Raw genomic sequence first — 24,616 nt, 5'->3', positions numbered from 1 at the left:
TTTTTTATATGAACAATTAATGATAATGCTATGAAGACGACAGACAAACCAGTTAACAAATGGACTTATAAAGATTTTACATGGGTCTTATCTTTATTCGGCACCGCGGTTGGTGCGGGTGTGTTATTTCTACCGATTAAAGCAGGAAGTGGCGGTTTTTGGCCGCTGGTAATACTTGCATTGATTGCGACGCCAATGATTTGGTTAGCACATAAAGGATTGGCTCGTTTTGTTTTATCCGCGAAAAATCCCAATTCAGATATTACGGATACGGTAGAAGAGCATTTTGGTAAAACGGGGGCGAACATTATCACGTTTGCCTACTTTTTCGCTATTTACCCAATCGTTCTGATTTACGGTGTGGGTATCACTAACACGGTTGACTCCTTTTTAGTTCACCAGTTACACATGGAGCAGATGCCACGTTGGCTACTGTCTGGGATATTAATTGGTGCGATGACGGCGGGTGTGTTGTTTGGGCGTGACTTGATGTTACGCCTGACTTCCGTGATGGTTTATCCTTTAGTTTTCATTTTGTTAGCTTTGTCCATCTACTTTATCCCTAGATGGAATACCTCTATGCTAGAAGTGAGCCCCGATTGGGCCGCAATGCCAGTCGTTGTCTGGATGGCGATCCCGCTTATCGTGTTCTCATTCAACCATAGCCCGATTATCAGCCAGTTTACAAAAGATCAGCGTCAGCAATTCGGTGATAATGCGGTCATTAAAACGGATATGATCACAGGCGGCGCAGCATTGATGCTCACTGGATTTGTGATGTTTTTTGTTTTTTCGGTGGTCTTGTCATTAAGTCCTGCTGAGCTTAAAACCGCAAATGACAAAAACATTAGTGTGTTATCTCATATGGCGAATATTGACTCATCGTCGATTATCTCTTACCTCGGGCCGATTGTTTCTTTTACCGCTATCGTATCAAGTTACTTTGGACACTTCTTAGGGGCACATGAAGGCTTAGTTGGGTTAATTAAATCTCGTACTTCTTTCTCAGTGAGAAAAATTCAAACGGTATCCATGCTGTTTATTGTTCTCACAACATGGATTGTCGCTATCAAAAACCCAAATATTATCTATATGATTGAGACGCTGGGTGCGCCAATGATAGCTGCTATTTTGTTTATTCTGCCAGTCGTTGCGATGCGTATTGTGCCGGCGATGAAAAAATTCAGCACATCAATTGTTGCGCAGATCTTCACCATTATTTGTGGTTTAGCGGCTATCACTTCCGTCCTTTATGGTCTATTGCAACAATTACTCTAACAACTCCCTCCTGTATGAGGGGGCTCACCCTAATAGGTACATAACGCTCTGATATTTAGGCCCGTAAACGGGCCTTCAGATAGAGGAGCGATCACTACGCAAAGATGCGTCTCGTATTCTTACTCACCATATCGACAGCGTTCCCTCTACATCAAAATGCGCTATAGCGATATTTAAATTGCCAAAGTGTTCACTTTTCTTTCAGATATTCTGTCGAATGTGTGCCTTCTGCATTTCGGTGAAAAATAATAGGATATTCACACTTCCATCTAGTAAACGCTAAGCTTTTCGCGTTCTCCATTAGGGGCCTTTTTGATTTCTTTTTTAATCTTTGTGATTGCTAGGTCGCGGCTGTTTTAACAAATTAAAAGAGGCTTTTTATATTTTAAAGTTATGATTAAGCACTTAATAAATCACGAATGACACGGCGTTACTCCTTCGCCCTTGTTAATCAATAGGATATTCAGCTATGTGAAATAATTTCACATTGAGATGGGTTGTCTGCTTAATACAATTAGATAATATCTATTGATATAACAGATACGTAGTAAATACAGATATGCTATATCAGGTCATATTGTTTACTGCGGCATAATAAGGATAACAAATGAAATTAGAAACATTATCGATTCATGCCGGCTACTCACCCGATCCAACCACCAAAGCGGTTGCTGTTCCTATCTATCAAACAACGTCTTACGCTTTTGATGATACACAACATGGCGCAGATCTGTTTGACTTGAAAGTCGCGGGAAATATTTATACCCGTATTATGAACCCTACCAATGATGTTTTAGAGCAACGCGTTGCCGCCTTAGAAGGCGGGATTGCTGGGCTGGCTGTAGCATCTGGGATGGCGGCAATTACGTATGCTATCCAAACTATCGCACAAGCGGGCGATAATATTGTTTCGGTTGCCAAATTGTACGGTGGTACTTATAACTTAATGGCGCATGCACTACCTCGTTTTGGTATCGAAACGCGTTTTGCAGAACATGATGATTTAGCCGCTTTGGAAGCTCTGATTGATGATAAAACCAAAGCCGTATTTTGCGAATCTATCACTAACCCTGCTGGGTTTATTGTCGATATTGCGGCATTAGCGGAAGTGGCTCATCGCCATGGTGTGCCTCTAATTGTGGATAACACGGTGGCAACACCTTATTTATGCCGTCCATTTGAACATGGTGCTGATATTGTCGTGCATTCCTTGACTAAATATATTGGCGGTCATGGCACTTCTATTGGCGGAATGGTCGTAGACTCAGGTAAGTTCCCTTGGACTGAGCATGCAGATCGTTTTTCGTTATTGATTGAGCCAGATATTGCATACCATGGAGTTAGCTATACTGAGCATTTTGGTGCGGCAGCTTTTATTGCTCGCTGCCGCGTAGCACCATTACGCGGAACGGGGGCCGCGCTTTCTCCATTTAATGCCTTTTTGATTTTACAAGGGCTAGAAACGTTGGCTTTACGTATGGAGCGCCATACAGAGAATGCGTTGAAAGTCGCACAGTTTTTGGAAAAACACCCTCAAGTGGCTTGGGTGAAATACGCGGGGCTGCCTAGCCACCCTGAGCATACGTTGGCGCAAAAATATATGAATGGCAAGCCTGCCAGTATTATGTCGTTCGGTATTAAAGGTGGGCAGGACGCTGGGGCGCGTTTTATTGATGCTTTAAAATTAATCGTCAGGCTGGTCAATATTGGTGATGCTAAATCATTGGCGTGCCATCCAGCTTCAACGACCCACCGCCAGCTTAACGATGCTGAATTAGCGAAAGCGGGTGTTTCACGTGATATGATCCGCCTTTCTATTGGTATTGAACATATTGATGATATTTTGGCGGATCTTGAACAAGCGCTGCATGCTGCGCAATAAAGCCATCTACTGAATCAAGCTACTTAATATGTGCGATTATTGATAATACAATATTTATCGATAATCGCTTTTTTGTATCGCTTTATTTTATTTAAGTCTATTACTCCATTGATGGGTATTTGTCATCGTTAATTGATGTTATCGAATTAAGAGAGTAATTAAACGAATGATTATGTCTTAAATATTTTATGGAATAATGTTTTAACGTTGAACTATTTTAAACCACTCCAGTCTTACATTACCGAAAAGCTTGAAATGTGCGTTAACACTTTATTTTATATTCATTTATTGATTGTTTAAGAACGGCAAATTAATTTTTTATTTGTTTATATGAGGTTTACTCACACTGATGATAATAGTGTGATTAACCTGATTAAAGCTAAATAATAGCCCGATGTTATGTCACTTTAAGGTGAACAATAATATTCAGGTTTATATCTAATTATTATTAAACATTTATCGAAAGAATGGTTGAGAAACATGATTATGGCAAATAATAAGGTTGCCTACCTTAAGTGGTGCCTGCTATTTGGGTTTGTATTACTCACTTATTTTATTCCTCTTCCGGGGCGGCTTCTTTGGCAACCTGATGAGTTACGTTATGCTGAAATAAGTCGAGAATTGATTCTAAGTTATAACTGGAGCGTACCTGAACTTCTCAATATTCGTTATTTTGAAAAGCCCATTTTTGGGTATTGGGTAAACGCATTTTTTCAAATGCTGTTTGGTGAGAACAACGTTTCCGTTAGGCTTGGTGTTGTTTTTAGTACCTTAATCAGTGCATTGTTTGTTTATCTCAGTGCAAAAAGGGCATGGCAAAAAGCCGATCTTGCATTTAATGCCACACTGATTTACCTCTCAATGCTCATGATACTCGCGATGGGAACATACAATATCCTTGACCCGATATTGACCGCGTTTATCACAATGGCGATTTTCTTTTATCAGTGGGGGCTAACAACACAGGTTTTTTCACAAAAGCTAACCGCCTTTATCTTATTAGGTATCGCAGGTGGATTGGGGCTGATGACAAAAGGCTTTTTGGTTTTAGTCATCCCAGGCTTAGTGATTTTTTTAACGTCAATTTACTATAAACAGTTTAAGGAAGTTTTCTGCTTTGCCTTTGTGGCTTTGTGCAGCATGTTTATTGTCTGCTTGCCTTGGGCCATCATGATTGCTAGTCGCGAGCCAGATTATTGGCGTTATTTCTTTTGGGTGGAACATGTGCAGCGCTTTATGTCAGAGAACGCCCAAAACCGTTCACCTTTCTGGTTTTATATTCCAATAATGCTTGCAGCAGTATTACCTTGGCTGGGCTATTTTTTTGCTTCACTGATAAACAGTGTTCGCCAAAAAGGGCTACATCTCTATTTCTTGCTGTGGTTCTTAGTTCCTTTCATCTTTTTTAGTATTACGAAAGGGAAGTTACTGACCTATATTTTGCCTTGTATTGCCCCCGTTGCGATCTTAATGGCCGCGTATATTGATAAGATACAGCAACAACAACAGACTGGCGCTATCCGCCTGAATGCCATTATCAATATTTGTATTGGCTTATTTACGGCAGCGGCAATCTTTTTTTTACCTTACTTTGGGCAACTCGATATTTATGCGGCAGATGAAGATAATAAGCGGCTACTTGCAGCAAGCGCATTTTTATTTTGGGGCGTGATTGGCATCATTTCATACCGCAGACGTTTTTGGGCGTGGGCAGCGGCATGTACTTTGGTATTGAGCCTCAGTGTGGGGTATGTGATCCCAAATCATATCGCCAGCAATAATACGCCACAAAAGCTCATCGAAAAATATCGCCCTCAGCTATCGAATAAAACCTATTTATTGACGAATAATGTGGGGTTAGGTACGGCACTCGCATGGGTCTTAAAGCGTAGTGATATTACGATGCTCCATCAAAGTGGTGAATTGAGTTATGGGTTGAAATACCCAGATGCAGCAAACCGCTTCTATCGGTTAGATCAGTTACCTACCTTGTTAGAGCAACATAATTATCAGGATGTTGCGGTCGTTGTTGAAGGCACGCAAGATAGGATATTAAATTCGTTACCGGGGAAACCGATTATTATTCGAGAGGGGAATTTAGTTTTAGTCCTCTATGAGGGCCGAAAATAATCGCATGCTCAACAAAAAAGCCGCATAGTGACTATGCGGCTGATTATGTATTTAGGCTATCTCGTGGCCTTATAGAAGGTTGGTACCTCTTTTTCATGCGACGATTTAGCTTCGCTACTTGTTAGCCCATGATAAATCATTAGCATAGCAAAGCTATTGTTCATCGTACTCATTTCGTTGCCACTGATACCTCGACTATTTTTCGAATGACGATTCGTTATGCTGTGGTTCATGACGCTTTCTCCTCATCTTCTTTTAGCAGGCGGTTCGCTTCGGCAAGCTCATAACGCCTTGGTGTTAATGCGGTTGCACTGTGATTACGTGCAAGCAATGAGTAAATGGTTGGTAAAACGAACAGCGTGAACAGGGTTCCAACTAACATACCTGTGACAATCACTAAGCCCAGACCGAAACGGCTGTTTGCGCCTGCACCTGTCGCAAATAACAGGGGAACTAAGCCAATCACCATCGCGGCAGTTGTCATCAAAATGGGGCGTAAACGAATTTGAGCGGCTTTCAAAATAGCTTGGCGCTTGTCGAGGTCCTCGTGAGCTTGTAATTCGTTAGCAAACTCCACCATCAAAATACCGTGTTTACTGATGAGGCCAATGAGCGTCACCAAGCCAATCTGGGTATAAATATTGAGGGTGGCATATCCCAAGGCGAGAGGAATTAATGCCCCACAAATTGACAACGGTACGGTGATTAAAATAATCAGTGGGTCGACTAAGCTTTCATACTGTGCAGCAAGAACCAGATAAATGATGATGAGCGCCGCCATAAACGCAAAGGCGAGGGTATTGCCTTCTTGCTTATATTGGCGCGAATCAGATTGCCAGTCATGGCTGAAACCTGCGGGTAGTGCACTAGCAATACTCTCTAAGTAAGAAACGGCTTGTCCTAATGTGACGCCCGGTGCAGGGATAGCTTGGAAAATCGCCGCATTTTGCTGATTGAACTGAGTTAACTTGTTCGGTTCAATTTGCGTATTGATCTCAACAACTGTTGATAGCGGGATCATTGTGCCATCTTGTGCTTTGACATAGTGACGAGCAAGCGCATCGGGTGTTAATCGTTGGCTGCGTACACTTTGAGGGATCACATCATATGAACGTCCGTCCATACCAAAGCGGTTAATATAGTTTTCACCAACCAATAATGTGAGTGATTCACCGATATCTTGCATGCTGATACCAAGACTATTGGCTTTGGAGCGGTTAATTTTGACTTCAACCACAGGGTTGTTGTAGTCAAGATCACTGTCTACGACCATAAACAATCCACTTTCGCGAGCTTGTTGCTTGATCTCTTCCATGGTTTTATACAAAACGGGGTAACCTTGTGGGCTACGCAGCACCATTTGTACTGGCAAACCGCCTGTAGAGCCAGGTAGAGCCGGTAACTGGAAGACAAAGATACTGTTACCTTCAACGTCACCTACTTTAGCTTGTAAGTCTGATTGAATGGCAGAAGCAGGGCGATCTCGTTTCTCCCATGAGGTGAGGTTAGTTCCCCCAAAGCTTGATGAGATACCGTCTGTGCCATTGATGATCCAAGTACTTTCCGTCTCAGGCAATTCCATCATCACATCATGCAGTTTATGAGAAAAACGCTCTACATACTCTAAGTTAGCGTGTTGGGGTGACTTAATTGCCGTCAATACGGCAGACTGGTCCTCAACCGGCGCGAGTTCACGGGGGGCTGATTGGTACAGGAGAGGTAAGCTGATGAAGACAAATACCGCGATAATGCCGGTGATCCAACGATGCCTCAGTGAGAAATTCAGCCCTTTGGTATAGTAATGAGCGAGGAAAGCGAAGAACTTTTCCGCCATATGTGCCATGCGGCCTTCATTCTGTTTTGAGTTCAACATAAACGAACTCATCACAGGTGATAAAGTTAAGGCCACAATACCTGAAACAATCACGGAGCCTGCGAGCGTCAAGGCAAACTCTTTAAACAACGCCCCTGTTAGACCAGACATCAAGCCAATCGGTGCATACACCGCTGCTAATGTGATGGTCATGGCAATCACAGGCCCTGCCACTTCACGAGCGCCTATCAGTGCAGCGAGAACTGGCGATTTACCTTCCTCAATATGACGATGGACGTTTTCCACGACAACAATGGCATCATCCACCACCAATCCGATGGCAAGCACCATGGCAAGTAACGTTAATAAGTTGATACTAAAGCCAAACGCCATCATTAGTGCGGCGGCCCCTAACATTGACAATGGGATCGCCAATATAGGAATAATAACGCTGCGAATAGAGCCTAAGCATAAATAAATAACAGCAATAACAATCAATAATGCTTCCACCAACGTATGGAATACCTGATCGATTGAGGCTTTGATAAAGCGAGAAGTTTCAAATGCCATCTCTACTTTAACGTTCGGTGGTAACGTTTTAATGATATCAGGCATCAATTTATTCATACCATCGACAATCACCAACGGGTTCCCGGTTGGGGTTGCAAATAGGCCTAAATAAATTGCAGGCTCTCCATTCATCAAACCACTGGTTTCAGTGGCTGCGGCACCTAGCTCTATAGTACCAACATCACGTAAACGAACTAACCCATTACCATCGTTGCGTATGACTAAGTCTTGGAATTCAGAGACGTTAGTCAGATCTGTATTCACATAGACGTTAGAAATCACATACTCGCCTTTCACTTTACCGGGCGCCGCTTGGTAGTTATTTTGGCGAACCGCTTGCGCAACATCTGCGGCAGATAATCCTCGCCCCGCAAGTTTATCGGCATCTAACCATAAACGCATGGCTAACTGTTGACCACCAAACACTTGTACTTTTGCTACACCTTCGATGGAGGAGTACATCGGCTCAACAACCCGAGATAAATAGTCCGTCAGTGCCGGAATAGAAAGGGTTGTACTGGAAAAACCGATATATGCAACAGCGGTAGATTCACCGGAAGACAGCTCTATAACTGGGTCATAAGCTTCTTTTGGAAGCTTGTAGCGAACCTGATTAACTTTCGCCATGACTTGTGCAAGTGCTTGCGTTGAATCACGGTTAAGCTCCATTCGTACGGTCACTAAGCTACTGCCCTGTACAGAGGAAGAGGACAAGTAATCGACCCCTTCGACAGAAGAGACAGCTTGCGCAATAGGCTGAGTCACAAAGCCCTGCATCAACTTAGCGGATGCGCCGGGGTATTGTGTAGTGATAGTAATGGTAGAACTTTCCAATTGTGGATACTGGCGAATAGGCAATTTACTTAATGCAAACAACCCTATCAATACAATCAATGAACTCACAACCAGCGCCAAAACGGGGCGGCGCACAAAAACATCAGTAAATTTCATTGCGCCTTCCTTATGAATCCTGAGCGGTCTTAACCGGTGATTCTGCTAATGTATCTTGTGCGACAGGGGTGATGGCGGAGCCATTGTTAAGACGTAATTGCCCTGAGGTGATCACTTTGTCACCCAATTTTAGCCCTTGCTCAATTTCGATTTTGCCATCCCAGCGTTGGCCCGTTTTCACAGAGACTTGTTTTGCCGTCATTTTTTCGCCGCTGCCTTCAGCGATGAAAACTGTGTCACCATAGGCCGTATAAGTCACTGCCGTTTCAGGTATTGTTAGTACCTCACTGTTTGCTTGGCGTACGACATTCACATTGGCATACATACCCGCCTTTAACTCACCGTCACTATTTTCAAGCGTGGCTTGTAATTGGATGGTACGCGATTTACCCACTAATGGGTCGATGGCACTGATACGTGCAGGGAAGGTTTTACCTGGATAAGCATCGACATGAATATCAACAATTTGGCCAACATGTAACTCTGGCGCAGCTTGCTCATCAAGGGAAAAATTAAGTTTTAATGTTTTGGTATCGACGAGGCTTGCAATGGCTTCGCCGGGGCTGAGGTATTGACCCTCGTGAACCTGACGAATACCGATAGTGCCGTCAAATGGAGCACGGATCGCCTTTTGTGCAATCAACGCTTGTGTTTGCCGGATCAAACCTTGCGCGATATCACGTTCCGCACGAGTGCTATCGACCTGTGCTTCTGCAACGAGATGTTTAGCAGCCAAGGTACGGGTTCTGTCGTACAAACGTGCCGCATTGCGCAACTGAGCCTGATAGCGAGCTAAGTCAGCTTGTTCAACTGCATCGTTGAGTTGAACCAGAAGCTGGCCTTTTTTCACTTGTTGACCCGATTCAAAATTGATTTTGGTAATGCGGCCACTGGTTTCCGCCGCAACAAAGACTTGGCTGCCAGCCTCTAATTCACCGACACCATAAAAAGTGCGTGGTGCATTGTCTTGAGTCACTGGTGCTAATGCGACTTTCACTGGTGGATATTGGTAAGCCGCCTGTTCGTCTTTTCCGTCTTGGGCGTAGGAGGTGTAAATCGCTGCGCCACCACCAGCAACAATCAGCAGTGAGCACAGCGTGACAATTGTTTTTTTATTCATTATAAATACCTACTATTTCTGTGCCTTAACAGCGAAATAAAGATCACGGAAATGACCTGCGATGGCGACAGCCATTAATCCCCCAATGACAGAGGTGTGCTCAATAGCCCAAAACATCGCGAGTTTGGCTTCTTCACCGGTATAGCTCCAAAAAGTATGAACAATCACGATGGTCAGGAATAAAAATACGGCGAGTGCGCCAGTTCCAAGCCAAAGTAGGCGGTTAAAGAGTACTAATAGCGAGCCTACTAGCAGCACAAATGCAGAGGCGATGTTGAAGAACCAGTCTGGATGTAAACCTGCTGCGCGCATTTCTGCTAGGCTATTTTCATAGTCAAAAACCTTTGCTAAGCCAGATGAAATAAACAGAATTAATATCAGCAAGCGAGCGATAATCCATAATGTGTTACTTTCTAAAATTTTGGCAATTACCGATGGCATAGCCTATCCCCTTTAAAATCAAGTTAGCCTGCATGTCACAAAATAAGCGCTGTCACCACCTCATGCAGAAAATAGAATGGAATAATCTGAATTGACAAATTCAGTGGCTAGAACTATAAAACCTTAAGTTAAGTTGAGGTCAAGAGCAGGTAGTCAAAAATGGCTGAGAAAAACACGAAAACGACAAAAAGGCGTGGAGACGGTGAACATAAGATTGATTTCACAAGGGCATTGACTGTCGGAGAGGTTGCTAAACGCTCTGGTGTTCCCGTTTCTACCGTGCATTTTTACGAGTCAAAAGGATTGATCCAAAGTACGAGAACACAAGGCAACCAACGACGTTTTCCGTCGGTGGTATTACGTTATATTGCGATTATCAAAGTGGCACAGAGCACAGGGATACCTTTAAAAGAGATCCAAGATGCGTTAGGTAAGTTTCCGGCTAACAGTAAACTGACTTCAGAGCAGTGGAAAGAGATGTCGACGGAGTGGAAAACCTCGTTGGATAGGCGGATCCGGCAACTGACTCGCTTACGTAATGAGTTAGACCATTGTATTGGTTGTGGCTGTTTATCTCTGAGTGAATGTCCACTGCGTAACCCTGATGATATTTTAGGGCGTAAAGGGCCGGGGGCTCGAATTTTAGAACGTCCATAACAAGTGGCGTGATGACTGGTGAAGTGAAATGTTATCGACTTGACCAGTCAACCCGCTTTGCGGGTCAGGGAAAGAGTCACTGAAAAATAGCACATTGAAAGATGAAAGCAGTAATAGGCAATTTAAATGATTTTAACGTTTTATGTGTTTGTTGATTTTTGAACAATAAAGTAATAGTGAGTATGGCAATGATGATTGTGACAACTTTTATTGTCAGTACCCTTTTATATCACTTAAATATAGCCTTAGGCGATTACGACAGATGTATGTGAACACAAGATGGTATAAGAAAAATAGCAAAACAGATAAAACCAACGAGTTATTGATAATTTATCACGAATAATCGTTATAACTATTTAATTATCATCATAATAGGATTTTATTAAGCTCGGCTCGATAAAGTTTGTAATATTCTGTAACAGAATGATTGTACTGATAGTTTTCTGAAAATTCTGTTTTTTTATTTTCTAGTAAATAGATACTTTACATTGATTCAATTTATCTATTTACTTCACTACTGATAACTTCTGCTTAGCTTAATACTGGAGCAAATCCATGTCAGTTGTGACCCTTGTGTTAGTTTTTTTATTGGCCGTTATTGTGAGCGTATTTGTCTCTCGGCTACTTAAGGATATTATTCCTTTACCTATTATTCAGATAGCGCTAGGTGCAGCGTTGTCAGCTTTTGGTTTTGTGGTTGAATTTGAACCGCATCTCTTCTTGTTTTTGTTTATTCCTCCATTACTGTTCTTGGATGGCTGGCGTATTCCTAAGGAAGCGTTATTCCAAGAGATTAAGCCAATTATGTCATTGGCGATAGGTCTTGTGGTGGTGACAGTGGTTGGGATGGGCTTCTTTATTCATTGGTTGATCCCTGCAATTTCATTAGCCGTTGCTTTTGCGCTGGCGGCAATTTTGTCACCAACCGACCCAGTGTCTGTTTCTGCAATGACAGTCAATTCACCACTCCCTTCACGTATGGCACATATTCTTGAAGGTGAATCTCTGCTCAATGATGCGACAGGCTTGGTGTGTTTTAAATTCGCTGTAGCGGCAGCATTAACAGGTACCTTCTCTTTAACATCCGCAACAGGAGAATTTGCCCTTGTCGCGTTTGGCGGGATCTTAATTGGTTTATTAGTGGCTTGGGTTATTGGCTGGTTAAACCAATTTTTGGTGAAACGTACCGGTGAAGAGCCGGCAATCCAAATCATGATCAGCCTATTGATGCCATTTAGTGCTTACTTATTGGCTGAACATCTTCATGTCTCTGGGATCCTAGCCGCAGTGGTTGCGGGTATCGCTATGCACTATGAAAAAATTGCAGGGCGCATGCAGGCGGCAACTCGTATGCAAAGTAAAGCGGTATGGGATACGGTGCAAACGGCACTTAATGGGATGATCTTTATCTTATTAGGGGAACAATTACCTGGTATGTGGAATAACATGCCGCAAGTCGCGGAAGCGGCGGGAGCAAGCCACCCTTGGATGCTATTTGTGTATGTGATTGTTATCACCGTCGCATTAGCGATTTTACGCTTTGCTTGGGTTTGGATCTCAATGACCTTAACCGTATTTAACAACCGTCGTCGTGGTAAAGAAGCGGATGTTTTACACATTCGCATGATGGCGGTAATGGCAACAGCGGGGGTTCGTGGTGCGATTACTTTGGCGGGTATCCTAACATTACCACTGCTAATGCCGGATAATAGCCTATTCCCAAATCGTGATGTGGCTATCTTCTTGGCAATGGGGGTGATTTTGTGTTCATTGTTAATTGCTAGCGTTGCATTGCCTATTTTGACGAAAGGGTTGGTACAGGATTTACCGTATGATAATGATGAGATCCGTGCTCGTATGGCTCTCAATGAGGCTGCAATGGCACATTTACGTGAATTGATGAACCATCCTTCAGAAGATGTTGATGAAATTGCAATGCGCACCGAAGTAGGCTCTCAATTATTGGAAATCTATGGCAGACGCTTAGATAATACTGATGAAACTGAGTCTGATGTCTATGACCTACACAAAATGATTGATATGGAACGAGAAATGTCTCGCTCAGCTTTACAAGCGAAACGCGATGCCTTGTATCTCATGCGTAAAGGTAAGAATATCAGTGAGCGCGTATATCATCGCTTACGTGATGAATTAGATCTTAAAGAAGAAACGCTCAATCATCATAAAAGCAAAAAACACTAATTAAAATAGCGGCTAGAGTTTCGATTCTAGCCGTTTTTTTAATGTCCAATAGGAGGGAATAAGGCATGGAAAATAAGCAATTTTCAGATCAAGAATTAGATGAGCTATGGAAAAAAGCGTTATTTATTTCCCGTGATAATGAAGGAAAAGGCTTCCGCAAGGATGAACAGGGAAACTGGATCTGTCGTCATGAATATGGCAATCGGAAAAGTGAATATGGTTGGTTTCCAATAAAAATAGAGCACAACCAAGGTACCAATCAGCTTAATGATTATACCCCCGTGCATTGGAAGGTCGTTGACAAGTTAGGTCAGCCTTCTGAGCCGAAATATCGTTTAAAAATGCTACCAATAGAAAGTATCAGTGCTGAGCGGATTAACCAATTATGGCAAATGGCAGTAAAACACTCCGCGGATAATGAGCAAAAAGGGTTTCGAGTAGATATTTTTGGTCAGTGGGTTGGTCATAAGAACTATGGTGAGCAAAATAGCCCATATGGTTGGGCCGCGGTGTTAGTTGATGACATTTCCAATAAAGGCGCAGATAAAAAACTCGGCGTACTCCCCATTAACTTACAACTTCTGTTGACGTTGCAAAATGAGATGAATAAAGATGAAGAAGGGTGGACAGTGTGGGATACAGCTTGCTTAAGCGTTAATGCCTTACAGTTTGGTTTTGATTTTATTGGCGCTTCTTTTAGTGCCGCTTTCTCGGCTCCATTTTCTTTTTTTGACATATAGCACTCGTCGTTTCATAGACTCTATTTAAGCGGTTAGTTGGTATCGGCTAGATATGCTAAACGTTGCAGCTTGTACTATCTCTGAGTGGTAGAAATAAGTTGCACTCATCGCCCGCCAGATAAAGCGGGTTTTTTTGTTGTATTAAAGAGGGAAGCCCATGAATGGTCATACGGAGTGAAGTGAACATGGTGGAATAACATTATGGAATTTCTTCGATAAATGGGGCGTGCTTAAATTGAAATTCATGTTATATGCTTAAAATAGAAAAGCGCAACAGTTAATTTCAGTCAGATTATGATTGGTTTTGGTTTTCAGTAGTAAAATAAAAGTTTAAATAGGGCATAGTCATACTATGGTTCTTTATTAAAAATTATTTGATATAAAATGGATAATGCCATGGTTAAAATATAATTAAATAATTAGTTTCTATATAAAAATATATCATTAATAATAATGGTGTATTTTAAATTAACGATAGTTTTATTTTAATTATTCTATTTTTATTTAATGTTTTTCTACCCTGGCTTTACTCTATAATGGTGTAATTTCAATTTCTTATGTTGTAAGTGTTTTTTATTTAGTTTTCTTGAGTGGGATTATTACTTTTCTTAGCTTTAATATACTGTTTTATATCCTATAGTTTTGATTTAAATAATTACTTTAGATAAGTGTATTTTTATCTGTTTATTTTCACTATTTTTATTGAAATAGCAAGAAAATTAATTGCAAAAAACATTATTCAATATTGAAGTATATTTTTTAACTATTTGATAATAATGATTTTATATTATTATCCCATCGTGATAAACGATCGATTTGCTTATTTTTGATAGGATTTAACTATTAATAATTAGGTGTTTGATCGATATAAACGTATTTACACATTTAATTGATAAATCTATATTTTAATAAAATTATATTTTTATTTATTATCAGTGAATCCATTTGCTAATTTAATTATTAGTAATAAGAGAAGGCTATTTGAAAATAGTGACTTTATTATGAAACTTAAATATCTGACGATTGGTTTTTTAATATGAGCAAAAATAGAATTTTATTAAGACAAGATATTGGTGATTTTTTAAGAGCAGCGAGAAGAGGTAAATCTTTAACTGGTCTTCAACTTGGAAAAATGTTGCATATTAGCCAACAACAAATTTCCCGTTACGAACGAGGAGAAACAAGTATCAGCATTGAAACATTAGATGTTTTATTAAAAGGATTAGATATGGATTGGTCAGACTTTTTTTTCAAAGTGATGGCAAATTATTCGGCTGAAATAGCGGAATTAAAACTCTACAGATAGCCTCCAGTAGCAGAATTTAACGACGGTAATTTATACGCGAAGCGCCATTGCGTATGCAAGGAGACGAAAGCGGTTTGATCAGGGATGATTTTTTTATTGTTACCTATTAAGAATCAATTAGTAAATTCCATCATATCAATGCCTTATGATGAATTTATAGCAATTTAAGTCTTATTTTATATTGAAAGGAAAAACACATGAAACTAGTAAAATTCACGCAAGTGGTTGTTGTTGCTACATCTGTTGCCTCTTTCAACACGACTGCGGATAACTTAGGTACAGTGGATTTTATCGGTACAGTCGTCAGTACCCCCTGTAATATCGCCCAATCATCATTAAAACAAACTATTGATTTCGGACAGCTTTCTCGTCGTGCACTTGAGAATGGTAGGGTTGCCGAGGTGGATTTTAATATTGAATTCACGGGGTGTGATTTTACAGACTTCGATAAAGATGCAGAAGGAAAGCCAATGGCAGTGAAAACCATGGAATTGGTGTTTACAGGTAAAAGCTATGCTGACGCTGCAAGCACATTACTCTCAACATCGGTGGGCAACACGAATAATGTCGGTGTTGGCATTGAGGGTTTTGAGTTCGGTAAAGCGAAGGATGTTTTATCGCGGATAGCGAACAAAAAAGGAGATAATACATTAAAATTCAAAGCATTTGCGAAAGCCGTAGACACAACAAAAGATGTTGTTGAAGGGCAGTTCAATGCAACCTCCAACTTCCGAATTACTTACCAGTAAACAGGATAGCCGTCCGCCAGCCTTTTGCTGGCGGAACCATCAAGGCATGCGGAGGGTGCTGTGAGTGCTTACAAACATTTTAGTCGCCACATTATACAATTCATGATGCTGTGGGTACTTGGTCACGCTACCGTGTATGCTGCGATTGATACACAGCGCCATTCTTTCAATGGAATGACCCGAATAGTAGGAACAGTGATTGCCACTCCCTGTTCAATAGCCATGACTGATCGTTACCAAACAATCAATTTTTCCCCGTTGACCTTAACGCTATTATCCACAGCCAGCGGTCGTGAGCGCTATAGCCAACCCTTTATCATTGAGCTACATGGTTGCGGCAGCATGCACTCGACAATCGACAGTAAAACATGGTCAATACGTTTTTCCGGACATACAACTCAAAATATAAATGCCTTTGTATTACAGGGGCCTTCACACGGTTTAGGCATTTCCGTATTGGATGAACAACGAAAAAGATTGGTTCCTGAGCAGCGCTATTTTTTGTCTAACCACGTGTTACGACAAGACAAATCTGGGGAGACTCTTTTTTTACGTTACTTCTTACAACTAGAGCTGACAGGGCAACCGATTCAAGCAGGTAGCTATCAAGGTTTGGTTCGTTTTTTCATCGACTATCAATAAGAAACAGAAATAAGGGCCTCATCACTTATTTTTGAGGTGCTTCTTTGTCGTATTAGGGATGGAACAGAGCATGGTGTTTAAACATAGCAAACTACGGCGGGTTATTTTATTGGCGTTTGGCCTGACGACATGGGGCGCGAGTGCTGCTGAATTCAATACTGATGTGCTGGATGCAGAAGATCTGCAAAATATCGATATAAGCCGATTCTCTGTCGCCGGATATGTACCGCCGGGAGATTATGTTTTAACTGTGTGGGTTAATGGGCTGCGCTTAGGCGCCCCACGTGATATTTCCGTATATGAGAAAAGCCCTTCTGCCGAGCAACGCTCTCCATTTGTTTGTATACCAACAGATATGCTGCAATTAATAGGATTGACGCATTCTGCAAAGCGCAAATTAACCACGTTAAACGAAGGGCGATGCCTAGATTTATCATTGTTATCCGGGGCACAAACTCAAGTTGAGCTATCAACATTATCATTAAAAATAACTATCCCTCAAATGTGGATGGAGTACAGAGATCCCTACTGGATACCGCCAGCATTATGGGAGGAAGGTGTAAACGGGGGATTTATTGATTTCAATGCGAACGCGTCAGCAACAAAAGAAAAAGGCGGCACTAAACGAGTTTATTTATCAACCAATGGAACGATGGGGATAAATACCGGCGCTTGGCGCTTTCGCGGGGATTATAATGGAAGCTACCAAAAACAGCGTGGAGGATACTCGCCACAAGAAACACATCAGTTTGATTTCAGCCGGTTATATGCATTCACTTCATTAACAGAGTCAGCCGCTATTTTGACGTTAGGCGAGAATTATTTTTATTCTGATATTTTTGACGCTTGGCAATATAGCGGGGTGTCATTAGAAAGTGACGATAGAATGCTCCCTCCCAAGCTGGTTGGTTATGCGCCTGAAATTATCGGCGTAGCCAATACCAATGCGACGGTGATCGTCCGTAGCCAAGATAGGGTTATCTCTGAAACGCTTGTTCCACCAGGGCCTTTTCGTATTCAAACATTAGAGAGTGGGATACGCGGTATATTGGATGTCACCGTGAGAGAAGAAAATGGTGAAGAGAAGACATTTACGGTTAGCACAGCGTCACTGCCTTATTTAACGCGACCGGGACGCCTTATTTATAAGTTAGTCGGTGGAAAAACGCGTTATGATAGCCATCATCTTACAGGTAAGCCCGTTATTGGTGGCGAGTTTTCCTATGGCGTCTCTAATGCTTGGTCATTGTACGGAGGCTCTCAGTTAAATGGTTATTATCAGGCGCTAGCGGTAGGTTTAGGGCGTGATCTTTTTTCCATTGGCGCTATTTCCGTTGATATCACTCAGTCCTTTGCTGATCTTGAAGATAAGAAGCGACAAGGGCGCTCTTATCGAGTCAACTATGCTAAATCCTTTGATGATTTGCGTACGGATATTACATTTGCAGGCTACCGTTTTGCCGATAAAGACTACCGGACGTTGACACAATTTTCTGATGAGGCGCGTACAGGTATTACCCCCTATGCGCCGAAAACGAATTATCAAATTTACCTGAATAAGTACTTTGAACACTTTAATATTTCCTTAAATTATCAATACAGTACTTATTGGCAAAACGATCCTCAAACACAATATGGGATGTATGCAAGTACCCATCTCAACTTGCCAGCCTTATCTCAACATGGGGCGAGTTTATCGCTGTCTGCTACGCGAACAGAGCGGGATAATGGTTTTGAAGATGATGCAATTAATCTATACCTAACGGTTCCTCTTTATACAGGGCATAGCTTAACGTTTTCAGAGCTTTACTCTCGCTCATCCGGTCATAATCAATTCAATCACAACGTGGGTTATAGCGGCTACAACACGACCGATAATTACAGCTTAAATATGGGTTATCACCATGGCCAAAACATGGATAACCAAACCAGCCTTAGTGGTTTCTATTCTCGAGACTTATCGCAAGCGAATATCTCAGCAAATGCCAGCTATGTACCGCATGAATATCGTAGTGTGGGAGCCTCCATAAACAGTGGAATAACCGCGACCGCTAAAGGTGTTGCATTACATCGTTCAGCAAATGGTGACACGCGATTAATGATAGATACGTCGGGGATCAGCGGCGTGCCTTTAGATAATGGCGTGATCAAAACCAACGCTTTTGGGTTAGCGGTGATCCCAAATGTGAATAGCTATCGTAAGTCTACTGCATCCATTAATACCAGCAAATTACCCGATAATTTAGAGACGTTAACGTCGACAACCGATATTACGCTCACTAAAGGAGCGATTGGTTATCGCCATTTAACGGTGATGAAGGGAGAAAAACTCTTTGCCATTTTGTCATTAGAGAACGGCAAGAAAGCGCCTTTTGGTGCGAGTGTACGCAATGCTGATAATCGTGAATTAGGTATTGTCGGGGAAGATGGAGTGACTTGGTTAGTGGGCGTTTCGGCACAAGAGTCGTTATTTGTTTATTGGGATAACCAAAAGCAATGCGGGATCAAATTGCCAGAGACGTTTGTTGTGTCGTCGGACATGTTGTTACTGCCATGCCTACGGGGGAAGTTGTAGTTTCATTCATCATCTAGGTAAAAAATAATTAAATTAGGTTTATGAGGTTAGGTATGTTGAATTTATATTTACGTCATGGGCTGTTTGTCGGTTGTTGTTTATTTCTGTTGCTAACCACGCTATATGCGCATAGTGCCGTCACATTAGATAGAACTCGGATCGTTTTTCCCGGAGATGAACGCGCGATCAATATCAGGATCACGAATGATAATCCTGAAGAAGCTTATTTGGCACAAAGCTGGATAGAAGATTTACAAGGAAATAAATTAACCAAAGGGGCGATTTTAGCGACACCACCTTTGCAGCGAATTGAACCCAATAGCGATAGTTTAGTGCGATTAAGTGTGACACCGCTGCTGGAACAATTACCGCAAGATAGAGAATCGGTATTTTATTTTAATTTACGGGAAGTACCTCCTAAATCGACAGAAGGAAATACATTACAAATTGCGTTGCAGTCTCGCGTTAAGTTGTTTTATCGCCCTAAGAATATTTTGTCAGAGTCGCAGACACAATGGGCACATAAGATCACACTGGCGAGAACGGCAAAAGGTTATCAACTGAATAATCATACGCCTTTTCATTTAACTGTTATTGGCTTAGGTAACAGCAAATCTCAATCTGAACAAAGTCGCTTTGATGTTGTTATGGTTCCACCTAAATCAACGCACGACATTATATCACCTTCATTATCAACTCCTTATCTTACTTACATTAACGATTACGGTGGCAAGCCAACTCTGGCATTTCGTTGTATTGATGCGATTTGCACCGTGAGAGAGGAGCTGTGATAGCCATCTTGGCAGCAAACAATAAAAAGGAAGGAAATAATGAATTCAAAAATTGTATTGCTATGTCTACTTGCTCTGATTGGCGCTATAGGTAATTGGGCAAAAGCCGCGCCATTGATATCCAATACATTGATAACGGGAGACAATGATGGGCAGCTATTACAAGGATGGGTAAGGGTTAATGCTGTTTTATTTCATGCTCCTTGTAATTTAATCAGCCACACTGAGGCTATTTTGACAGGATGTGGAAGTGGTGGGCTATTTCGTGACAGTGCCCTTTTGAAAGGGGCTGCGAAAACGCCTGTCAAAGTACAATTTATTGATATGCGGCAAGGCGTTGTATTGGAATATTTTGAGATGAGCTTAGGTAATGGCAATAACCCAATACCGCTTCCTGAACTCAATAAAAATCAAAATAGAGTGGGGCTAGAGGTGAGTTATGAATAAAGCATTTATCTTAATTGCCATATGCTCTTTCAGCCCATTAAATGCGTTGGGTAAAAATCATTTAGATGTTGAATTTAAAGGTGAACTTATTCATCACGATTGCCAAATTGCAGCGGGATCTATTAATAAACAAATTCAATTAGGTTATTTGCGTAAACAATATCTTAATGAACATAGCGTCAGCGACGTGTTTCCCTTTTTTATTGAAATTAATAAATGTAGCCCATCTGATCTGAATAAAATAATCCGTCTAACATGGCAAAGCCATCAATTAATCGACATTGATGGTAACCATTATCTAACGACGCAAGGCGCAAGCGGGGCGTTACTTGGATTGATAGAAATGGATAAAGACAAGCAGCCTGTTATTTGGAATCAACCCATTAAGGTTGGTGTCGTGTCAGTCGTAGATAATCGCCAACAATTAAACTTTGGGGTATTTGTTCGTAAACCTGCAAGCGGTGAAATCAAAACGGGGGATTTTAAAGGCACGGCGACATTTGTGGTGGAGTACGAATAATGAAACAACACAAGACACTGATCACCGTGTTGATGCTATTTGGCTCGTTAGTTCACGCAGATGTTTTAGTGGAGGTCAGTGCAACTATGGTGGCGCCTAGCTGCAATATTCACAGTGAACATCATGGCTCTACGTTAAAAATAGATTTCGGTACGGTAAAGTTTGATGAATTAAATAACGCTTCGCACCATAGAGCGTTTGCGATTCAACTTTCAGGGTGTGACTTTAATAAAGATTTAGCGATTATGCTGGCGCCGAAAGGGAACAATACATTCATTCATAATGGGCAAACAGTATTAGCGACCTCAATTTCTGGATTAGGGATCTCTTTCAATGAAGTCATTGATGGGGGCATCCGTCCTTTGGCGATGAACAAGCTGCAACGAATTAACCCACAACGGCTTAGCGCTACCGAATACCAAACTGATTTACAGGCGCGCCTTGTTAATCGCATTCCTGCTGAACAATTAGCGGCAGGCAAGTTCACTTCTGCTATGACAATTTTAGTCGCGTATGACTAATAAGGGCTAAAGCGATGTGTGATTTTAAAGATGATGGTCGTAGGTATATGACAGCTAAAAATTATGCGTGGATGATAGGTTTATCTTTAATGATAAATAGCTTAGATGCAACGGCTGATTACGCAGCTCAAATTGTCGACCCCAACACAGGGTATGTGATCAAATTAGAGCGTAACAGTGAATTAGTGGCGACGCCACTTGTTGGCTCTAATGGAAAAAATTATTACCGCATTGGCAATACGATGCTAATTGATAGTGCCAGTAAAGATGTGAGTGTATCCGGTTATGTTAAATGCTTAGGTCGGCAATGGGGAGAGAGCAGTGTAGGCATCCCATCGGAAAACGCATTTCATCGCTTATTTATGTATGCGCCAATGGCTGGTGTCTATATTGAAGGGAGACCAGCCTATCAAATCAACAGTAATTTAGTCATGACGGTTGAAACAAACTTGATGAGTTGGGTCAATATTGACGCTGCGGTTTGTTCTAATGGCTTTGATGGAGACATTTTTCCTTCGGGGCAGTTCTATAGCCAATTTCCAATCAAATTAACCTTCTATATTAATGAGCGAATTATTGATGGGCAATTAGTGATAAATGCTATGGATTTAGGTGGCTATGTTCGCGCTTATACCGCCAAGAAAACGGTACCGCCTTACGACAGTTGGCCTATCAATGAGACAACGGTTCCATTACGGCTGGCTGCTTCACAAATTCATATTGGCTCTCTGTGCACGACCATGACTAGCACAGGGCAAGCAGAAACCGTCAGCCTACGTCATGGCAAACTCAGTAGTGTGAATTACGATAGTACAGTGGTAGAAAAAGTCACTTACAGTTGTAAGTTTAAATCATCGACTAACATCCGATTACGTTTGGATTACACCAAAGATGATGACCCTCAAAAGCGCTTGCCATTAAAAAGCCAGTTAAACCATCACGATGTCATTTATAGTGAATTAACAATGACCGATGAAGCGACAGGGCAAACGGGGCAAAGTTTAAACCTTGAGATCCATCAACTCGATACCATCAGCATTACCAGTCGCATTCAAGGGCAAAATGCAGCTGCGGGGGATTATCGAGGATCCGCGTGGTTAATTGCGACTTATGATTAACTTGTCTTGCTGACAATAAGCTATTCGGTTGAGCCGCAAGAGCCAGTTATCTTGAAACAGGTTTGGGAAGCGTGCCTCGGTCTGTTTTTGTTAGATAATCATCTCGCTGGCTTCATTTATTGCACTAGGAGGAAAATGGCGGCTCAACCCATCCTCTGTTATTGATGAATACGCTGAATAAAATTTGAAGGTGTTTTGCTCAACCATTTTTTAAACATGGTCGAGAATGCACCCACACATCGCGTTTTATGCTATCGACGCGATTTAGAGGGATATTTCGCATAATGGCTCGCATTAACTCAGATGGAAATATCATTTCTATTTTTGGCAGCTTGGCTAGCCTTGTTTGTTTGCTATTGCCATTTTTAACGATAATGGATAGGGGCTATCCGTGGTTATGAGTGAAATACCGGTCATAATTATGACCGGCATAAATGAAAAGATAACGATCATTTGCTATTAAAAAACCTAAGCATCCAAGAAAAATAAATTTAATAAATTATTGTGTGAATTAAAAAATCGTAAATGGGGCAGTCACAATAAATTTGATATCTTTTTCATCTTGGAAAATGTTATTAAATCCTCCACCCCAGCTTGGGATATCGCTGTGGTTATCAAAACGAGTGTAATGTAATTTAAAGGTAGTATCCTTAGCTTTACCAGTTTGAATGGTGTAGAGAATATCAAAATTCCATGCACTTTCTCTGACGCGTTGGCTTTGGTCATAAATTGGATTATTACTCGGTTTTGCATCCCAAGCATAAACATAAGAGGTGCCGATTTTCCAACCTGCGAGATCCCAACTGGATAAATCATAGGTCACACCAGCAAATAGCGCTTTTTCATTGTCGGAGTTGAAATCTGAACGGGCATCCCACCAAACATCTATACGACCATTTGAAGTGCCGTAAGCCGAGGTCATGCGCTGTAAGAAGTAACCTTGTTGACCAGGAGAGTGCACCATCGTTCCTTCAACTTGGAAGTCTAAAGCATCGTAGGTATAGCCTAAAGTGAACGCCTGTAACCAAGCTAATCCATCATAGACATCATTAACACCACCACTATTGTCTTTATCTTGTGCGCCGTAGAATTGATACGATACTCTTAAATCACGTCCAGCAAGCGGGAATGCGTAAGAGATCTTGGCAAGATATTGATCCATATAACCTTCAGCTTGACCAACTGCACCCTCTAGCACCAGCTTGTTTTTGGCATCATATTTCACACCCAGTGAGTGTAAATAATCAATCGTGGTTGTTGAGTCGGCTTCGCGGAATTCATACATTTCACGATACCATGGCGCTTTATATTGATCCGTCCACATATAGGAAATATTAAATTTCCCACTGTCCTCGGTATCAAATTCAGCCCCCACTTCGGCACCACGGTAAGTACCGGGTAAAAAGCTCCAGTTGGTGGCTAACAAAGTTTGACCACTTGGTTGTATATAGCCTGCTTTACCCCAAAATGGCCCTAATTTTAATTTTGTTGCAGCGGTCGTGAAGGTAAACCCATTACGGTCGCCTGTGCCTTTCTCATCCCAAACATTTTTGGCATCACTAAAGCCAATTTCATTCGGTGCGGCAGGGCCACCGTTTGATAATTCGACAGCAGTATACCCGGCAAAATCAAAGCCAATAAAATCTTGAATATAACCAGAAGAAAAGTCGAGAGCTATATTTAATGATGAGTGTTTAAGATTATCTGTATATTGACCATATTTATCACTGCCGGGTGTTAATTCTTTTCTTGATCTATCCCTTTGCCAATAATAGATACCACCTTTTAATGTTGCATCATCAAAAAATGGTTGAGCATTGATTTTAGGAATATAACAACTTGCGGTTAATATAGAAAATATCTCTAATGCTAATAGTTTTTTAGTATGCTTAATCATGGAATTAGCCATTCTTTATTCCTCAATATTGATTGAATTAATTAATTGATTTTTATTTTTTATAAATAATGAAGGGCAAAGTGATAAATAAAACACTAAGCCAATAACATTTATATTTTGTGATTAATATTAAGCAATCTGAAAAGTAGGGTTTTATGAATTTAAGAGAATGTCATTTGCCAATAGGGACCATGGTAGCTGTTGATGTCGAGATATTATATAAGGTTGGGTTTTTATACTGAGTGATCTTGTTTTTTTGGGTTAAA

The 24,616-nt window shown here is 41.3% G+C and carries 20 protein-coding genes; 15 read left to right on the top strand and 5 right to left on the bottom strand.

Annotated features, from left to right (window positions below; translation table 11 throughout):
- Positions 1-30: 30 nt before the first annotated feature.
- The 3 genes from PSF11_RS13410 (at position 31) to arnT (ending at position 5,290) form a co-directional block, all read left to right on the top strand.
- Entirely contained in the window at positions 31-1,278 is a 1,248-nt protein-coding gene (locus PSF11_RS13410) for an aromatic amino acid transport family protein (protein ID WP_072502565.1), read from the top strand.
- A 607-nt stretch (positions 1,279-1,885) separates the two neighbouring features.
- Positions 1,886-3,160: a bifunctional O-acetylhomoserine aminocarboxypropyltransferase/cysteine synthase gene (locus tag PSF11_RS13405; RefSeq protein ID WP_072502564.1), complete on the top strand. Its 1,275-nt coding sequence runs from the start codon at positions 1,886-1,888 to the stop codon at positions 3,158-3,160.
- Positions 3,161-3,640: 480 nt separating this feature from the next.
- The gene (arnT, locus tag PSF11_RS13400) at positions 3,641-5,290 is read left to right on the top strand and encodes a lipid IV(A) 4-amino-4-deoxy-L-arabinosyltransferase (protein ID WP_004925999.1); all 1,650 of its coding nucleotides are present in this window, start codon (positions 3,641-3,643) and stop codon (positions 5,288-5,290) included.
- Positions 5,291-5,346: 56 nt separating this feature from the next.
- Here the strand turns inward: arnT and PSF11_RS13395 are convergent, their stop codons facing one another.
- From PSF11_RS13395 to PSF11_RS13380, 4 genes are read right to left on the bottom strand one after another with little or no spacing between them, the layout of a single operon-like run.
- Positions 5,347-5,523 (bottom strand): hypothetical protein, encoded by a 177-nt coding sequence (locus tag PSF11_RS13395; protein WP_004926002.1) that lies wholly within the window; start codon positions 5,521-5,523, stop codon positions 5,347-5,349.
- Positions 5,520-8,624 (bottom strand): MexW/MexI family multidrug efflux RND transporter permease subunit, encoded by a 3,105-nt coding sequence (locus PSF11_RS13390; protein ID WP_072502563.1) that lies wholly within the window; start codon positions 8,622-8,624, stop codon positions 5,520-5,522. Before PSF11_RS13390 ends, PSF11_RS13395 begins: the two co-directional genes overlap by 4 nt.
- Positions 8,625-8,634: 10 nt before the next feature.
- Positions 8,635-9,744, bottom strand: a complete 1,110-nt coding sequence (locus PSF11_RS13385) for an efflux RND transporter periplasmic adaptor subunit (protein WP_004926007.1) — start codon at positions 9,742-9,744, stop codon at positions 8,635-8,637.
- 12 nt (positions 9,745-9,756) lie between these two features.
- Positions 9,757-10,185, bottom strand: coding sequence for a DoxX family protein (locus tag PSF11_RS13380; RefSeq protein ID WP_004926011.1), 429 nt, complete (start codon positions 10,183-10,185; stop codon positions 9,757-9,759).
- Between the two features lie 159 nt (positions 10,186-10,344).
- On the opposite strand from PSF11_RS13380, the gene soxR reads away from it, so the two are divergent.
- From soxR to PSF11_RS13320, 12 genes are all read left to right on the top strand, one after another.
- Positions 10,345-10,842, top strand: coding sequence for a redox-sensitive transcriptional activator SoxR (gene soxR, locus PSF11_RS13375; protein WP_004926014.1), 498 nt, complete (start codon positions 10,345-10,347; stop codon positions 10,840-10,842).
- A 555-nt stretch (positions 10,843-11,397) separates the two neighbouring features.
- Entirely contained in the window at positions 11,398-13,044 is a 1,647-nt protein-coding gene (locus PSF11_RS13370) for a Na+/H+ antiporter (RefSeq protein WP_004926020.1), read from the top strand.
- Between the two features lie 65 nt (positions 13,045-13,109).
- Positions 13,110-13,784 (top strand): hypothetical protein, encoded by a 675-nt coding sequence (locus tag PSF11_RS13365; RefSeq protein ID WP_040132730.1) that lies wholly within the window; start codon positions 13,110-13,112, stop codon positions 13,782-13,784.
- 1,036 nt (positions 13,785-14,820) lie between these two features.
- Entirely contained in the window at positions 14,821-15,090 is a 270-nt protein-coding gene (locus PSF11_RS13360) for a helix-turn-helix domain-containing protein (protein ID WP_004926025.1), read from the top strand.
- A gap of 197 nt (positions 15,091-15,287) precedes the next feature.
- Positions 15,288-15,839 carry a fimbrial protein gene (locus PSF11_RS13355; protein ID WP_004926028.1) on the top strand — a complete coding sequence of 184 codons (552 nt, stop codon included), beginning with the start codon at positions 15,288-15,290 and terminating at the stop codon, positions 15,837-15,839.
- Between the two features lie 60 nt (positions 15,840-15,899).
- Positions 15,900-16,481: a fimbrial protein gene (locus PSF11_RS13350; protein ID WP_014656905.1), complete on the top strand. Its 582-nt coding sequence runs from the start codon at positions 15,900-15,902 to the stop codon at positions 16,479-16,481.
- A 58-nt stretch (positions 16,482-16,539) separates the two neighbouring features.
- Positions 16,540-19,056 carry a fimbria/pilus outer membrane usher protein gene (locus PSF11_RS13345; RefSeq protein ID WP_072502561.1) on the top strand — a complete coding sequence of 839 codons (2,517 nt, stop codon included), beginning with the start codon at positions 16,540-16,542 and terminating at the stop codon, positions 19,054-19,056.
- A gap of 53 nt (positions 19,057-19,109) precedes the next feature.
- On the top strand, positions 19,110-19,847 hold the full coding sequence (locus PSF11_RS13340) for a fimbrial biogenesis chaperone (RefSeq protein WP_036942049.1): 738 nt from the start codon (positions 19,110-19,112) through the stop codon (positions 19,845-19,847).
- Between the two features lie 39 nt (positions 19,848-19,886).
- Positions 19,887-20,294 (top strand): hypothetical protein, encoded by a 408-nt coding sequence (locus PSF11_RS13335; RefSeq protein ID WP_060560911.1) that lies wholly within the window; start codon positions 19,887-19,889, stop codon positions 20,292-20,294.
- Positions 20,287-20,814 (top strand): fimbrial protein, encoded by a 528-nt coding sequence (locus tag PSF11_RS13330; protein WP_004926035.1) that lies wholly within the window; start codon positions 20,287-20,289, stop codon positions 20,812-20,814. The genes PSF11_RS13335 and PSF11_RS13330 overlap by 8 nt, the downstream gene beginning before the upstream one ends.
- The gene (locus PSF11_RS13325; protein WP_072502560.1) at positions 20,814-21,335 is read left to right on the top strand and encodes a fimbrial protein; all 522 of its coding nucleotides are present in this window, start codon (positions 20,814-20,816) and stop codon (positions 21,333-21,335) included. The genes PSF11_RS13330 and PSF11_RS13325 overlap by 1 nt, the downstream gene beginning before the upstream one ends.
- A gap of 47 nt (positions 21,336-21,382) precedes the next feature.
- Entirely contained in the window at positions 21,383-22,453 is a 1,071-nt protein-coding gene (locus PSF11_RS13320) for an adhesin (protein WP_230084741.1), read from the top strand.
- A gap of 511 nt (positions 22,454-22,964) precedes the next feature.
- Here PSF11_RS13320 and chiP read toward each other — a convergent pair.
- Positions 22,965-24,350: a chitoporin ChiP gene (chiP, locus tag PSF11_RS13315; RefSeq protein ID WP_169342291.1), complete on the bottom strand. Its 1,386-nt coding sequence runs from the start codon at positions 24,348-24,350 to the stop codon at positions 22,965-22,967.
- Positions 24,351-24,616: the final 266 nt, after the last annotated feature.

It is taken from the genome of Providencia sp. PROV119, from assembly GCF_028482435.1.
In the GTDB taxonomy this organism is placed as follows: Bacteria; Pseudomonadota; Gammaproteobacteria; order Enterobacterales; family Enterobacteriaceae; genus Providencia; species Providencia stuartii.
This window is presented reverse-complemented; position numbering and strand designations above follow the sequence as displayed.